The 14,674-nt window shown below is 29.1% G+C and carries 17 protein-coding genes; 7 read left to right on the top strand and 10 right to left on the bottom strand.

Annotated features, from left to right (window positions below; all coding sequences use genetic code 11):
* Window positions 1–130: 130 nt before the first annotated feature.
* The 6 genes from AYC61_RS04170 (at window position 131) to AYC61_RS22250 (ending at window position 4,723) form a co-directional block, all read left to right on the top strand.
* Window positions 131–433: a PTS sugar transporter subunit IIB gene (locus AYC61_RS04170; RefSeq protein WP_066497322.1), complete on the top strand. Its 303-nt coding sequence runs from the start codon at window positions 131–133 to the stop codon at window positions 431–433.
* A gap of 40 nt (window positions 434–473) precedes the next feature.
* Window positions 474–1,730, top strand: a complete 1,257-nt coding sequence (locus AYC61_RS04165) for a PTS transporter subunit IIC (RefSeq protein WP_066497321.1) — start codon at window positions 474–476, stop codon at window positions 1,728–1,730.
* Between the two features lie 255 nt (window positions 1,731–1,985).
* The gene (locus AYC61_RS04160; RefSeq protein WP_066497318.1) at window positions 1,986–2,630 is read left to right on the top strand and encodes a class II aldolase/adducin family protein; all 645 of its coding nucleotides are present in this window, start codon (window positions 1,986–1,988) and stop codon (window positions 2,628–2,630) included.
* 33 nt (window positions 2,631–2,663) lie between these two features.
* Window positions 2,664–3,701, top strand: coding sequence for a zinc-dependent alcohol dehydrogenase (locus AYC61_RS04155; protein WP_242866734.1), 1,038 nt, complete (start codon window positions 2,664–2,666; stop codon window positions 3,699–3,701).
* Between the two features lie 63 nt (window positions 3,702–3,764).
* Window positions 3,765–3,926 (top strand): hypothetical protein, encoded by a 162-nt coding sequence (locus tag AYC61_RS21000; protein WP_156456335.1) that lies wholly within the window; start codon window positions 3,765–3,767, stop codon window positions 3,924–3,926.
* 242 nt (window positions 3,927–4,168) lie between these two features.
* Window positions 4,169–4,723 (top strand): DUF6431 domain-containing protein, encoded by a 555-nt coding sequence (locus AYC61_RS22250; RefSeq protein ID WP_420806803.1) that lies wholly within the window; start codon window positions 4,169–4,171, stop codon window positions 4,721–4,723.
* 418 nt (window positions 4,724–5,141) lie between these two features.
* On the opposite strand, the gene AYC61_RS04145 is transcribed toward AYC61_RS22250, so the two are convergent.
* The 4 genes from AYC61_RS04145 to AYC61_RS04130 all read right to left on the bottom strand — a co-directional run bounded on the left by AYC61_RS04145 (window position 5,142) and on the right by AYC61_RS04130 (window position 7,457).
* On the bottom strand, window positions 5,142–5,732 hold the full coding sequence (locus AYC61_RS04145) for a hypothetical protein (protein ID WP_066497306.1): 591 nt from the start codon (window positions 5,730–5,732) through the stop codon (window positions 5,142–5,144).
* Between the two features lie 69 nt (window positions 5,733–5,801).
* Window positions 5,802–6,329 carry a zinc metalloprotease gene (locus AYC61_RS04140; RefSeq protein ID WP_066497305.1) on the bottom strand — a complete coding sequence of 176 codons (528 nt, stop codon included), beginning with the start codon at window positions 6,327–6,329 and terminating at the stop codon, window positions 5,802–5,804.
* Window positions 6,330–6,743: 414 nt separating this feature from the next.
* On the bottom strand, window positions 6,744–7,013 hold the full coding sequence (locus tag AYC61_RS04135) for a hypothetical protein (RefSeq protein WP_066497302.1): 270 nt from the start codon (window positions 7,011–7,013) through the stop codon (window positions 6,744–6,746).
* A gap of 15 nt (window positions 7,014–7,028) precedes the next feature.
* Window positions 7,029–7,457 (bottom strand): hypothetical protein, encoded by a 429-nt coding sequence (locus AYC61_RS04130; protein ID WP_066497301.1) that lies wholly within the window; start codon window positions 7,455–7,457, stop codon window positions 7,029–7,031.
* 940 nt (window positions 7,458–8,397) lie between these two features.
* Here AYC61_RS04130 and AYC61_RS04125 point away from each other — a divergent pair.
* Window positions 8,398–8,796, top strand: a complete 399-nt coding sequence (locus tag AYC61_RS04125; RefSeq protein ID WP_066497300.1) for a SatD family protein — start codon at window positions 8,398–8,400, stop codon at window positions 8,794–8,796.
* Here the strand turns inward: AYC61_RS04125 and AYC61_RS04120 are convergent.
* From AYC61_RS04120 to AYC61_RS04095, 6 genes are all read right to left on the bottom strand, one after another.
* Entirely contained in the window at window positions 8,770–9,579 is an 810-nt protein-coding gene (locus AYC61_RS04120) for a DUF3307 domain-containing protein (protein ID WP_066497297.1), read from the bottom strand. The two genes, AYC61_RS04125 and AYC61_RS04120, sit on opposite strands and share 27 nt — an antisense overlap.
* Window positions 9,580–10,347: a SatD family protein gene (locus AYC61_RS04115; protein ID WP_066497293.1), complete on the bottom strand. Its 768-nt coding sequence runs from the start codon at window positions 10,345–10,347 to the stop codon at window positions 9,580–9,582. It abuts the gene before it with no gap.
* 26 nt (window positions 10,348–10,373) lie between these two features.
* Window positions 10,374–10,835, bottom strand: coding sequence for an NUDIX hydrolase (locus tag AYC61_RS04110; protein ID WP_066497291.1), 462 nt, complete (start codon window positions 10,833–10,835; stop codon window positions 10,374–10,376).
* Window positions 10,836–10,929: 94 nt separating this feature from the next.
* The gene (locus AYC61_RS04105) at window positions 10,930–11,718 is read right to left on the bottom strand and encodes a nucleotidyltransferase domain-containing protein (protein ID WP_066497285.1); all 789 of its coding nucleotides are present in this window, start codon (window positions 11,716–11,718) and stop codon (window positions 10,930–10,932) included.
* 146 nt (window positions 11,719–11,864) lie between these two features.
* Entirely contained in the window at window positions 11,865–12,353 is a 489-nt protein-coding gene (locus tag AYC61_RS04100; protein WP_066497280.1) for a prolyl-tRNA synthetase associated domain-containing protein, read from the bottom strand.
* 67 nt (window positions 12,354–12,420) lie between these two features.
* Window positions 12,421–14,673: a leucine-rich repeat domain-containing protein gene (locus AYC61_RS04095; protein ID WP_066497277.1), complete on the bottom strand. Its 2,253-nt coding sequence runs from the start codon at window positions 14,671–14,673 to the stop codon at window positions 12,421–12,423.
* Window position 14,674 lies beyond the last annotated feature (1 nt).

Below are 14,674 nucleotides of genomic sequence, written 5' to 3'. Positions count from 1 at the left end.
TTATATTTTATTAAAATAAAAATAAAAAAAGAAAGGAGTTATAATTATGATTTGTTTTATTAAAATATAAAATTTATTAATGGAAAGGAGTGCTGAAGCAATAAACCAAAAATAGAAGGGAGTAATAATTATGAAATTTAGAATTTTATCAGTTTGTGGTACAGGTATCGCGACTTCAACAGTTGCAGCTGAAAACTGCAAGAAATTGCTTAAAGCAAGAGGCTTAGATGTTGAGGTTATTGAATGTAGAGTTACTGAAGTAGCAACGAAAGTTCCAGTTTTCATGCCTCATGTAATCGTTCACACAACACCAGTAAGTGATAGTGCAGCAGGTGGAGTTAAAAAATTCTTAGCTATACCATTTTTAACAGGTATAGGTGGAGATAACCTCGCTGATGCTATTGCAGAACATCTTAAAAGCTTAGATAAATAATTGAACTAATAACACAAAATAATAGTTGGGAGGAATGGAAATGCAATTTATTCAATTTATTCTTGATCTTGGACCAACGGTAATGATGCCAATCATTGTAACAATTTTAGGTTTACTATTTAGACAAAAGTTTTCAAAAGCATTTAGAGCAGGTTTAACTATTGGAATTGGTTTTGCAGGTATCAATCTTGTAATGGGCTTACTAGTAAGCAACTTAGGACCAGCTACTGCTGCTATGGTTGAGAGATGGGGTTTAACACTTGATGTAATGGATGTTGGTTGGCCAATATCAGCATCAATAAGTTTTGGTACTTCAATAGTTCCAGCCGTATTTGGTATATGTATCGCTATTAACTTTATTATGCTTGCTATGAACTGGACTAAAACTATGGATGTAGATTTATGGAATTATTGGCATTTTATCTTTGCTGGAGCTTTAGTACAGTATTTAACAGGTAGCGTTGCATTAGGATTAGCTGCTGCTGGATTGTCATTTATTATTATATTAAAGTTTGCAGATTTATCCGCACCATTAGTACAAGATTTCTTTGGATTACCAGGCGTGTCATTACCTCATACAGAAACTGTATCTTGGGCTCCATTAGGAATTATCATTAATAAAATATTAGATAAAATACCAGGAATAAATAAAATACAATTAGATACAGATGCTATTCAAAAGAAATTTGGATTATTTGGAGAACCTATGTTAATGGGTATTATCCTTGGTGCAGGTATTGGAGCGCTTGCTGGATACGGTGCACAAGGCATTATTCAACTTGGCATTAGCATGTCAGCTGTTATGTTCATCATGCCAAGAATGGTTAGAATATTAATGGAAGGTTTACTACCTTTATCAGAAAGTGCAAGAGAATTCTTGCAGAAAAAATTCCCAGGAAAAGAAGTATATGTTGGACTTGACGCAGCTTTGGCAGTAGGCCATCCTGCTGTATTAGCAACAGGACTTGTTATGATACCTATAACTCTTTTACTAGCAGCAATATTACCTGGTAATAGATTGCTTCCATTTACTGATCTTGCAATTATGCCGATTTTTATGATTTGGGCAGTTTTACCTTCAAAAGGTAATGTATTTAGAGGAATCATTACAGGTACTATTTTTATGATAGCTATACTTTATATAGCAACTGATATAGCAGAAGTATCAACGATAATGGGACATGCGGCAAAATTCAATTTCCCAGAAGGAGCAACTACTATTTCATCTATTGATGGAGGCGCTCATTTGGTACCATATCTTATTTATAAAATTGTTCAATTTTTTACAGGTATATAATTCTACCTAAAAAGAAGAAGGAAGTGTCTTATAAGACACTTCCAGGGCTGTTTCAGAATGGTTAAAGTACAAGGCTTTGAATTTCACACGGATATGAGCGTATTAAGGGTACGTGATTAGTCGTGTAACATTTCAATAACGCAGTAATTTACCATTGTGAGACAGTCCCATCAAAAAAAACAATACCATTACCATTATAAATTAAAATTCTATTAAAATAAATAAAATAATAAATATTAAGAGGAGTGCATTATTATGATGTTAGAAGAACAAAGAAAAAAGGTTATTGAAATTGCTTTATCGGTTCAAAAAGAAAATCTAGTCCCTTTAACTTTTGGAAACTTTAGTTTGAGAGATGAAGAAACAGGATATATTTGTATAACTCCAAGTGGTATGCCCTATGAAAGTTTAAAACCAGAAGATATAGTTGTTTTAGATGTAGACTGCAATAAAATTGATGGATCAAGAAAACCTTCTATAGAAGCACCTCTTCATTGCACAGCTTATAGAAAAAGAGAAGATGTTGGCGGTATAGTTCATACACATTCTACTTATTGTACTGCTTGGGCATGTGCAGGTATAGAAATGCCGTGTGTAACTGCTGAAGCAGCAGCATTAGTAGGTGGAAAAATTAAATGTGCACCTTTTAGACCAATGGGAACAGTTGATTTAGCAGAAGTTACTATAGAATGGTTAGGACAAGATAGTGCTGTATTAATGGAAAAGCATGGAGTTTTCGCAGTTGGAGAAAATATTGATCAGGCATTTGTTAATGCTGTTATTGTTGAAGAATCTGCAAAAGTAACACATTTAGCATCACAACTTGGAGAATTAAAACCTCTTGATGAAGAAATGTGTAAGTTCTTGCAAGCTGATACAAAAGCAAATTATGGACAATAAATAAAATAAGCAGGTGATATGATGATAGGTAAAATGAAAGCTCAAATGTTTTATGCACCAGGAGATGTAAGATTTGAAGAAACAGATATACCTATTATTAATACTGGAGAAATACTTGTTAAAGTAAAAGCTGCATTAACTTGTGGAACGGATTTAAAAACTTATAAAAGAGGTCATCCAACAATAATTAAAAGCGTGCCATCTACTTTTGGACATGAATTTTCAGGAGAAGTTGTACAAATTGGAGATAATGTGACTAAGTTTAAAATTGGAGATAGAGTTGTTGGTGCAAATTCAGTTCCATGCTTTGATTGTTATTTTTGCAAAAGAAATATGTATAGTTTATGTGAAAATTTACAATATCTAAATGGAGCATATTCAGAATATGTAGCAGTTCCTGAACAGCTAGTTAAATATAATTTTTATAAGATACCTGATAATTTAGATTATAAAGAAGCAGCTCTGCTTGAACCATTAGCATGTGCTCTTCATGGAATTGATAGAACTCCAATAAATGTTGGAGAGACAGTAGTTGTAATCGGAACAGGTCCAATAGGACTTATGTTTGTGAAGCTAGCAGCATTAAAGGGAGCAAAAGTTATAGCAGTAGATTTATCTGATTATAGGTTAGAGGAATCTAAGAAATATGGTGCTATGTATACCGTAAATGCCCAAGATAATGATCATATAAATAAAGTAAGAAGTTTAACCGCAGAATCAAAAGGTGCAGATGTAGTAATAGAAGCTACAGGTTTTCCTAAAGTTTGGGAAAATGCTGTAAATATGGTTAGACCTAGAGGATTAGTTCTTACCTTTGGAGGAACAAAAAAAGGTACTACTTTCACAATGGACTGTCAGAAATTTCATTATGAAGAAATACAAATTAAAGCAGTTTATCACCATACCCCTTATCATGTTCAAATGGCATTAGAGCTATTAGCTTCAAAACAAATAGATGGAAGTTTATTTATCACTGATGAATATCCTTTGTCTAAAGCAATAGATGCATTAGAAAGTATTGGAAGACAAGAGGGAATAAAATATGCAATATTACCAGATCTAGACAAATAAACTACAAATCTAGGTTTTAGCAGCTTTAAAGCTGCTAAAACCTAAAAAAGAAAGGTGATATATATGATATATGAAATGATGAGATTTATAGCTGGACCATATTTAAATGCAGCAGTTGACTACTATACAGCGCATCAGTCAATTTTTAATATAATAGTTGTAACATTAGGATTCATATGGATATATTTCAATAAACATTATAAACAAGTTGTAGAAAAGAAGTGATATAGAATAATTCTATATCACTTCTTTTTTGAAAAATATTAAATCCAGATTATTCATAGAATGTTTGTGCCCTATAGCTTTGTCAATGCCTAGCTCATAATGATTGTCTTATTCATAAATGATTAGACCATTTGCTTTGTCCATCATCATATAGTAAACTTATATAAATTTATAAGTAAGAAGGTGAAAAGGAGAAAAGCACCACTATATGATATCCTTCCTGTCAGTCGGTATCTCATATAATGGTGCCTCCAAAAACTATGGTTATCATATCATTATACGAGAAAATATGCAATCCTAAATCTAATATTATAATTGTAAGTAAAGAGACTAGTCTCTGTCCTTGTTGCAATCAGAGGCTTTCAGTCTATGATAAAAGAAATAGAAAAATTATAGAATCTGATGGTACAACAGTGATTTATGTAATCAGAAGACTAAAATGTACGTCTTGTGGCAAATTACATAACGAGCTCCCAGATCTGATACAACCTTATAAACATTATGCTTGTGAGATTGTTGAGTCTGAACTTGATGGTACTGGTACATCATGTCCTGCTGATGATTCTACCATTCGCATCTGGAATAAACAGTTTTCAGCTAACCGTCAAAGACTTGATAGTATTCTTAAAGCCGAATGGATTAAATGTTATAAGAAACAGATCTCATTAACTTTAGATTCTTTACTCAATAGATTTATGACCCATGGTACTGGTTGGTTGACAAATGTCACTCAAACTAATACAACATCTGAATCCAATCGATGCAGAGTGCATAGCATACTCAATCAAAGAAGTTAATAAAGTGCTGGAGATGGATTAAACCATGGACTACCATGGTTTTCCTCTCGAATTGAATCGGCATAATAAGCAATCAACTATCGGCATACATTGTGAGCAAGGCGTGGATATATCAAGCGAGCATTAACAATATATTATCTGTTGTGCATTAAAATAACCAGAGGTATCATTTTTACTAAGTAGATATTATATGCTTCCTTGATAGTATAGTGTTCCCTTCATCATTAAATTAGAATGTTTGACTCCTAGCTCTAATATCAGTCTCAATAGAAGAGAGAGACAAAATACAGAAACTATCATAATTAAAAATGCTTAAACCATAAGGCTTAAGCATTTTAATACACTGTTTGAAATTTTTATCTTATATCAATCACTAGAATACTAAAGTATTCTAGTTTTGCTACATTAAAATTATAGCCTATTCATCAAACTCTGTTCCGAATCTCTTTCTTTCGATTTTCACTTCGTCCTTATAATATTTCATATAATCTTTATATTCTTTTGAAGATATTATATCTGATTTGTTGTCATAAGGCAATTCTATAACTGTATTAGAATTTACAGCAACAAGCCCTAGATTAGGATCTCCATTAGCTACTATAATATAATATTTACCTACTTCTGGTAAAGCAAGTCCTTCATATGTTACAGTTGATTTTTGATCATAAGTAATACCACCTAAAACTGATAATTCTATAGATTGGTTCTTTTTTAGTTTACCCTTTATATTATCAATTACCGTAATAGAATATTCAGAAAAAGGAAAATCTCCTCCTTTTAGACCATCATGAGTTTCTCGTAAATTAGGATAATTATTCCCTAACTCTTCTTCAATAAGTGCCACAAAAACGTAATCTCCATTACCTACAGTTTCATACGGATTATTAACGTCATAAGAATGGTCTCCTTTCATAACGAGGTTGCCCCGGTTAGGTAATATTTGATTACTAAAGCCTAATACTGCCACTAAACAAAGTACAAATCCTATAATAAAAGTATTTTTTTTCATAATACTATCCTTTCTATATATATTTAAACGAACTAGATATCTACTATTTCATGATATTAATCTATACACTTAATATCTTGTTGCTGCATCATCAAAAGAGTCTTTGTCATCCTGATGTAATGAACTATAAGAATATTTACCTTGTCTCATAATTGCTGATACACCACTATTGTTTTCGTCAAGTCCTAGTGCGTGTCCAAATTCATGTGCTGTAGTTTTATTTCTGTTATCTTCTGTAAAGGTATCATCAAAATAATAAGAGTTTAACCTTATAGTTCCATGACCTCCGCCACTAGGAATAGTTGTAGTACCATAAGAACCACCTGTAACATTCATATCTTCTACCCACACATCTTCTATAACAGTAAGTGAGTCAGGTCTTATTGTACCAGGTCTATGCCCATTCCATAAGTCCACAGCAAAAGATACTTCATCTGTGTACTTTGTATCACCATCCCAGTCCAAATGACCACCACTATCCACAGCATCCCTATCCCATACATAAACCGCAGCAAAAGCAATTATTCCTTGAGAAACAATTAGTACAAGTACTAATACAACAACTAGTAAAATATGATTTTTGCCTATTTTTTTCATAATTCCCTCCTTTTTTAATATATAATCTCATTTACAGTATAATAATACCATATTTTATAAATTAATGCTATATATTATTACCACAAAATTACTACAAAAATCGACAACAAATTTATATATGATAGTTTAGGGAATATGTTGAAAGAAACGGGAGCAGATACGATAACGTATGTATATATAATGATTTAAACCAGTTGTTAACTAAAACAGAAAATTTTACATATAGTTACTCAAATGTCAAGCTAAGACCAAAAATATTTTCCGCTTACTATAATATTTTAATCCATATAACAAATATTTTCAATTGCTTTTTTATGCAATAAAAAGTACAGTCAACCATTGTAATAATGATTAACTGTACTCAATATGAAGTTCCACTCACTAAAAATTCAAAACAAAATCAAATATAGCGTTTTATAAAATATATAGTGAGTTTTCATCGTATAATTTTTTATTGAAAATTTTTTCTAAATTTACATCTTCCACAGCTATTAACCCTACTAATTCAGTCAATTTTTGTTTATCTTCAAATTTACATAAAGGAACTTGTAATTTAACATCTGAAAAAATTAAAAACCAATAATTAGCATGATTAACAATTGCATAATCTTTGTCCTTATAAGAAAATTCAATTTCTCGACCTTGCTGTAAATCTTCTATCAAATTTTCATAGTTATATTTCATAATTTCATCCTTTCTTTAATAAGCACTTCCTCTGCTTCCATTTGTCCAATCATGCCTATGTGGAAAAGTATGAGAGCCAGTTCCACCATGTCTATAATCAATATCCATGTCTGCATTTCCATTTTCGTCATAATACCGTCTTTGTTTCACACCATTTCCATCATCTAAATCTTTTAATGAACGTGGCTTCCCTTTTGTAGGGAGAGATGATTTGCCTTTTACAACTTCATGATCGTCAGTTTCAGTTCCATCGTCTTTAGCATCTTCATATTCTGAATCAGCTTTAGCTTCAAACCAATTTACTACTTTATTATATACCCATGTTCCACCCGAAATAACCGCTCCACCAATTACAATTACTCCAGCCACAGTTATAACTACTTCACCTACACCTGGTATCCACCAAGTTCCAGCTACTAAAACTGCAACAGATTGAGTTCCCATTTTACCTTCGTTTACTGTTGGCTTTTCTATTTTTATAGCAGTTGCTAATAATTCGTCAAATTCTTCTTGTGTATAATAATTACTATTTATTAATATACCTTCTTCTTGAATTTGTATTGAAGCAATACTATTAGTAGTAATACTACTTGCATTAACAAAACAACTTTACCAGCGTCATCAGTAATATAGTTATCCAATCGATGCAGAGTGCATAGCATACTCAATCAAAGAAGTTAATAAAGTGCTGGAGATGGATTAAACCATGGACTACCATGGTTTTCCTCTCGAATTGAATCGGCATAATAAGCAATCAACTATCGGCATACGTTGTGAGCAAGGCGTGGATATATCAAGCGAGCATTAACAATAGAAAATAAATACTATGATCAGAGAACTAAAAATCTATGATTTTATGTACAATCTTCTTCTGAGTAACGATTCACTCTAACCTTAAATGTATCATATCATAATACTATAACCCAGATTATTCATAGAAAATTATGAGCAGTGAACCTAAATCTTGATTTTGAGCAGAGAACTAAAATCTGTAATTTTATGTGAGTCGCTTACTCATGAGTAGAGAACAGAAATCTATGATTTCTTGTGAATCACTTACTCCTAGGAATGAAAATGAGTAGTGAGTTTCATATTAGAGAAATGAATAGGAAATTCATTAATAAAATTCCTTCTGATTATAAGATGTCCATTAAATGGCGGGCATACCAATTCTGTGTGCCTTCAAATCAGAATTTTACAGCACATTATTCAAAGTTATATGAATAATCAGGGTATAACTAATTTTATTTTTGTTATCTTCCTGATTATTGAATACATTTGTAAATTATTGTTGATAATTAAATAGAGATAACAGTTCATATTATAATGCAAACTGTTTGATAGTTAAGGAAATAGTCTATACTGTTTGTATAGGAGGTACTATATGCTTTATTGCACTATGATTTGTGATATAAAGGGTTCTAAGCAATTGAATAATAGAGAAGAAATTCAATATAGATTAATTGATACTTTAAAAAAAGCTAATAATACTTTCAAGGATGTAATTGTATCGCCATTTATCATTACTTTAGGAGATGAATGGCAAGGGCTTTTAAAATATCCTTGTAATTACATAAAATTAATAAATTTTTTTAAAGAAGCTTTATATGATATAAAATTCTATGTTGGTATTGGTGTTGGTGATGTGATAATACATAATTTTGAGTTAACTGTCAACCAATTAGATGGACCTTGCTTTTATAGAGCAAGAGAAGCTATTGTATATGCAAAGAAAAATAATTTACCACTAACTATTTTATATGATAATTGGGATTATATTTAAATATCTTAATACTATACCTCCTATTATACCTCCAATAAAACTTATAAAAGTACCAATAAGAAAGTATTCTGCAAACCTACTATCGTCTAGTTTTTTAAATCTGACAATAGATTTTGCTGTTAAAACATAGACAAGCATAGTTGGCTGTCCTATTGCTATTACCATTAAAATAAAAATCCTTTCTAAAACACCTACAATAAATCCACCATTATAAGCACTTAGCCCTTTATTCTTTTTTATATACAAATAATCTTCACATTTTTTTATATTGATGTACTTAATAAACTTATTGATAAATATTCCTATTCCATAGGTACTGATTAATAAGACTATTATAGTAATTAGTACTTTATCTACACTAGTTATGCTATTGAACATATCAAGGTAGATACTTTGATTTAAAACTAATTCAGAAAATAGTATTATTGATATTATATGAAATATCTGATCTATTATAAATACATGTATGTTATTTCTAAATGAAGATTTCATTATGATTATTATTGATTTTGACTGGTCTATTATGAAATGAGAGATTGCTATAGATGCGGACACTAATAGAATATTTCTAAAACTTATATTAAAACATAATAAATATAATAAAGCTAGACTACATAAAAAATGCATTAAGCTATGAATTAAATTTCCTAATACAGAATATCTTAATTTTTTTATTATTTTCCCATGCTTCTTAAACCTAAGCTCTAATAGGTATTTTTTTTGAAAAACAAAATCGCATAGAAGATGAGATATATACAATGTCAGAATTAATCTTATCAACATTTAACTATCCTCTCTGATTTTACAATAATATTCTATCAACAATTCTATTATTAAGTTATTTTTATTGATGACAAAAAAGTTTGAATCATTAAGCTTTTGACTAATACTTGATTTTGTCAGTAGATTATTTCCCTTTATAATATTGTTGTATGAACCATATTTTTTATATAGGTTTATTATTTCTTGTTGTTTATTCGTTATATTATTTTTTAATACCTCGGTATTTTCTATTAGCGCATTTATTAATGCATTTATAGAAAAGTTGTCATCTGTACCTATCATATCAGATGTTGCTGCTATTTCATCTAGATTTATGCTATATTTATCATTCTTTTCTATAAAAGTTTCAATCTCTCCACAAAAATAAATCCTATTCTTTTTAGTATTGATAAAATGATTATAAAAAGTGTTCTTATTTTTTACTATATTTAATGCTTTCCTTGCATTTATAAAACATTCCCCATCCATTAGACGAATATCTTTATATACCTTTGTACTAAGCTTACCTAAACCTATACCTGCATATATTTTTATATTATCTTCTCTTAGTAGTTCTTGAAATTTATCTATTATTCTGTAGCTTTTACTAGGTGTTTTCAATATTATTTGCCATTCATCACCTAATGTAATAGTTATGGGTGATAATAATAAATCAATATATTCTTTATTCATATAGCTAATATAATAATTAATTTTTTCTTGTATTATTTTTCTATTTACCAATTTTCTACTGCCTACTATATCAATATTAATTACACTGTATAACATTATAATAATCACCTCTATTAAAAGCTTTAAGCATTAATAGTTAAATCATAATCTATTAAGATACTGTTTTCATATACAAATTTAGCACTAAATATATTATACTCTTTTAGCCATTTTAAGAATAGCTTGTCTCCTTGTGACATTGGTAAATCCAATAATTTATCATTGTCTATCCATTTTAATACTCCTTCATCACTATCTCTGAGTTCACCTTCAAACTCTGTAGCAGTATATAGATATACATACCAATCATCATCGTTTGCAAAGCTTGGAAATGTGAGTATACCCCTTAGCTTTGGTTCTTTTAATATAAGTCCGCTTTCCTCATTGATTTCTCTAATGACACATTCCTCTGGACTCTCTCCGTTTTCTATTTTCCCACCTAAGCCAATCCAATTACCTTCATGTATATCATTTTGTTTCTTTATTCTATGTAGCATTAAAGTTTTGTTATTATTCTCTATATAGCATAGTGTTCCTAATTTCATTTTAAAGCCCCCTGAAGAATTATGTTATATTATCTTTGCTTACATAATAATATTCTATAACAAATAACTTTATCCTTTTTTCTCTTTGTTTACATTAGTCATATTCAACATTATTTAAATACTCTATAGAATATTTTTCTGCTTGTGAATGTATTATTAAATCATCTGTAGCATGATATTCTCGTAAATCTCTATATAAATCTATAATGATAAATAATGCATTAACACAGCTTTGAACATCATAGCTTGGAACTGTCCTTATTAACATATCTAAATCTTCGGGTGCATCATATTCAATTCTTCTAACACCACGTGGTAATTTACTATTTTTCATTAGTAATAATGGTCCTATCACTGTTTGTCTAAGAAATGAAATGAATTCTATAGTTTCAAATATTTCTTTTCTTCCAATTTTTGTTGCACCATAATGAACCCATACCCAAAATCTATCTTCTATCCATTGCAAGCCAGGTAATGGAAATTTAGCATCATTCAATTTAAACTGATTGGAAATTGCATGTTCTCTTTCCCATAAGATAATCGGATCTTCAACTCTAATGTTAACATCATCTAGCGATACAAATTTAAGATCTACATGCAATAATGGTGGTCCATATAGACATATTATTAATCTAGGTTCACCAACATGTTCACCAGTAAATGCTGAAAGCAGATTCCCCAGCTTTTCAGCTATTTCGAATCTTTCACTCATTACTTGCTGTGTACTATCTGGCTTTATAGCTATGACAAGATCAATATCTGAATATTCATCCATACTCTTGTTAATATAAGAACCTCCTATAGTAACCCCTAAAATCCTCGTATCATTTTTCAAAATTTCTATTGATTTATCTATAAAAGCTTCATGTAATTTAGGTATCATTTAATTTCCTCCTTTGTATAATATGCTATATATTTAAGCAAAGAATCTAATTTAAATCTAGTAAATTCAAAGCTATAAATTCATTAACAAATCTCATTCTTCAAATAAGTCAGCAATTCACATAAAATCGTAGATTTTAATTTTCTTTATATCTCAACGTACCTAATTTTATTTCCACACCATTTTAAATACTTTTCAAAACCATTATAAGGTATAGTTATTGTCACTGTATTTACATTTGGATGAAAACAAATATATTCAGATTTTTTCAATTCATTGTCTATTAATATTTCAACATGCTTCTCACTATCATTTATAAGTCCAAATGGTGTAACCGACCCTGGCATAAGCTTTAAATATCTAAACAATCTTTCTGGTGAAGCAAAGCTTAAATTTGTACTATTTATTTGCTTTGATAAACCTTTTAAGTTAGCTTGTTTTGTATCTTTTAAAATTACAAGATAATGCTTGTTTCCTTTTCTATTTCTAATAAAGAGGTTTTTACAGTGAACTCCCGGAATATAAATACCTAACTTATTTGCTTCGTCTACTGTATATAAAGCTTTATGTGCAAATTTTTCATAGGGTATAGCTAAATTATCTAATACATCATATACTTTTTGTTCTATAGTCATGTAAATTTCTCCTTTGTAATTGTGCATTTTTTTATATATTAAAGGGGCTTTTCGCCCCAAATACTTATTAATCCTCAGTTATATGAAGAATCAAGTTCTTATATTTTTTTAAAGATTCTGCATCTATAGGATTTCCTCTAACTTCAATTTGATTCAATGCATTTATTTTTGATACAAAATCAATATTCTTAATTTTATTATTTCTTATGTCTAATAACTCAATATTATTATTGCAATCAAAGACATTTGTATCAATTTTTTCGATTTGATTATTACTTAAAGTCAAGTATCTCAGCTGTTTGCAAGGTAATACATCTATTTTCTTCAATTTATTATTATCTAAGTGAAGCCATACCAATTTAAAATCTTTAAGTGGAGTTATATCAGTAATATTATTATACTGTAAATTCAAATACTCTAAATTTTTCATGTTTTTTAATTTCGACAAATCACTAATATTATTAATTGATAAATCTAATGTACATAGTCCCATTCCATCAAAGCACTGCAAGTCACTGATTTTATTTTGTGCAAGATTAGCTTTACGTAAATTTGGCAGTCCTTTTAGAGGACTAGCATCTACAATTTGATTTTTAGCAAGCTCTATTTCTTCCAGCTTAGAGTTATTAAATGCTTGTAAAGGTTTAAGATCGCTTATTTTATTAGAGTTCAAATATAAAAATTCTAAATTAGGCATAGTATAAAGTTTTGATATATCAGTTATTTGGTTATTATCTAAACTTAAAGAATAAACTTCAGTCAAATTATTAAATGATGGTATTTTCGTTATCTTGTTACCTTCAAGATATATATGTGATAATTTTTTATTTGTATTTAAATTAGATATATCTGAAATTTGGTTATTGTTTATATACAAACCCTCTAATTTTTCCATATTAGACAGATACGAAATGTCCGAAATATTATTGTTATCTAAATTTAGAATCCTTAAGTTATGTATATATTGAATTCCATCTATATTGCTTATTTTTTCTTTACCTTCACCATCATATTCTAACCAGTCGATATTTAATAATTCAAATGCATGTATATCGCCGCAAGGTTTTCCAATTTCATCTCTAACAACTTTTTCAAATACTTTATCTTTAAATACTACAACTTTTCTTGCATCTATATCAGGATATAATTCCTTGTAAACTTCCTCTTCTAAATCAGATAGTTGTTTTATAAATTCTGTAGAATCTTTCAAAGGTTTTATATTATAATCGAAATCTATCAAAATGCTCTTTAAATAGCTTTCTTTTGCAGTATCTTTAATAGAAGAATGTAGTTTTATTGCAGTCAAATTGTTTTCTTTATCAATTTCATATGTAATTTCGTTTTTGAATTTAACATTTTGCATATTATAATCTTTAAAATCAAAACCACCAAACTCTCTGTTAAATGCTTTAAAATCCTCTATTTTAAATTTATAGCTACATTTATCATTACTCAGTTCTTTGATTTCTATATCAATGCTGTCAGCTTCGATAAACTTAATTATTTCATCATTATACGCATTAATATCTAAAAACATAGAATTAGTACATTCCGGAAATAACTTTAATAGTTCAGATTGGTCATAATAAATACTCTGAGAATTGCAATAACTTGTCTTATTGTCAAATATAAACTTACATCCATCATAGCCTCTATTAAAGTATTCTACATCTATTTTCAATGATTCATTATTACTTTTTAATTCACCTGTTGATTTTGATAGTAATGTCTGATCATATTTTTTTTCTTCATCATTCCAAACAATATCATAAAAAGATTTATTTTTCACATTTCTTAAGAATTTAAATTTATTCTTTCCTTGCATTTCAAATTTACTATTTGCATTTATTATAAACATATTTTCATTATACACAAATTTATTAAGCGCCGTAACTAATCTAGTACATTGTGTATCAACATATACCTTTCTTTCGAATTCATCATAGGATAGTTTTGCAAGTAAATTATCTCTAAAGAAATCAAATTCAGCATACAAATTGTTATCTATATATATACTTGAATAATAATAGTCAAAATATTTATTATAAATCTGGGACTTATCTTCAGATATATCAAATTTTCTTGTTAAATCATCGTTTTCAACTACAAAACTGTTATCATTAAAAGTAACTTTATTATCAAGCTTTTCAAATAAAGCTTTTACTGGTAAATATATTTTATTATCTGTTATTTGAATTTGATTATCTAGTATAATCTGTTTTCCGTCTTTATATAATTTCCAATTATTGTTAGTAGCATCAACTCTAAAACCTACAAAAATAAACATAATAACAAAATACAATATAAACCTCTTTTTCATG

It is taken from the genome of Abyssisolibacter fermentans (assembly GCF_001559865.1).
GTDB classification, from domain to species: Bacteria; Bacillota; Clostridia; order Tissierellales; family MCWD3; genus Abyssisolibacter; species Abyssisolibacter fermentans.
Note: the sequence above shows the minus strand (reverse complement) of the source record. Positions and strands in the feature narration are given on the sequence as shown.

Excerpts from the sequence above, each read along its gene's own strand:
- AYC61_RS04145 (WP_066497306.1), bottom strand. The coding sequence starts at position 5,732 with ATGAAAAAAAATACTTTTATTATAGGATTTGTACTTTGTTTAGTGGCA.
- AYC61_RS04125 (WP_066497300.1), top strand. The coding sequence starts at position 8,398 with ATGCTTTATTGCACTATGATTTGTGATATAAAGGGTTCTAAGCAATTG.
- AYC61_RS04110 (WP_066497291.1), bottom strand. The coding sequence starts at position 10,835 with ATGAAATTAGGAACACTATGCTATATAGAGAATAATAACAAAACTTTA.
- AYC61_RS04140 (WP_066497305.1), bottom strand. The coding sequence starts at position 6,329 with ATGAAAAAAATAGGCAAAAATCATATTTTACTAGTTGTTGTATTAGTA.
- AYC61_RS04130 (WP_066497301.1), bottom strand. The coding sequence starts at position 7,457 with ATGGGAACTCAATCTGTTGCAGTTTTAGTAGCTGGAACTTGGTGGATA.
- AYC61_RS04120 (WP_066497297.1), bottom strand. The coding sequence starts at position 9,579 with ATGTTGATAAGATTAATTCTGACATTGTATATATCTCATCTTCTATGC.
- AYC61_RS04115 (WP_066497293.1), bottom strand. The coding sequence starts at position 10,347 with ATGTTATACAGTGTAATTAATATTGATATAGTAGGCAGTAGAAAATTG.
- AYC61_RS04160 (WP_066497318.1), top strand. The coding sequence starts at position 1,986 with ATGATGTTAGAAGAACAAAGAAAAAAGGTTATTGAAATTGCTTTATCG.
- AYC61_RS04170 (WP_066497322.1), top strand. The coding sequence starts at position 131 with ATGAAATTTAGAATTTTATCAGTTTGTGGTACAGGTATCGCGACTTCA.
- AYC61_RS04100 (WP_066497280.1), bottom strand. The coding sequence starts at position 12,353 with ATGACTATAGAACAAAAAGTATATGATGTATTAGATAATTTAGCTATA.
- AYC61_RS04155 (WP_242866734.1), top strand. The coding sequence starts at position 2,664 with ATGAAAGCTCAAATGTTTTATGCACCAGGAGATGTAAGATTTGAAGAA.
- AYC61_RS21000 (WP_156456335.1), top strand. The coding sequence starts at position 3,765 with ATGATATATGAAATGATGAGATTTATAGCTGGACCATATTTAAATGCA.
- AYC61_RS04105 (WP_066497285.1), bottom strand. The coding sequence starts at position 11,718 with ATGATACCTAAATTACATGAAGCTTTTATAGATAAATCAATAGAAATT.
- AYC61_RS22250 (WP_420806803.1), top strand. The coding sequence starts at position 4,169 with ATGGTGCCTCCAAAAACTATGGTTATCATATCATTATACGAGAAAATA.
- AYC61_RS04165 (WP_066497321.1), top strand. The coding sequence starts at position 474 with ATGCAATTTATTCAATTTATTCTTGATCTTGGACCAACGGTAATGATG.
- AYC61_RS04135 (WP_066497302.1), bottom strand. The coding sequence starts at position 7,013 with ATGAAATATAACTATGAAAATTTGATAGAAGATTTACAGCAAGGTCGA.
- AYC61_RS04095 (WP_066497277.1), bottom strand. The coding sequence starts at position 14,673 with ATGAAAAAGAGGTTTATATTGTATTTTGTTATTATGTTTATTTTTGTA.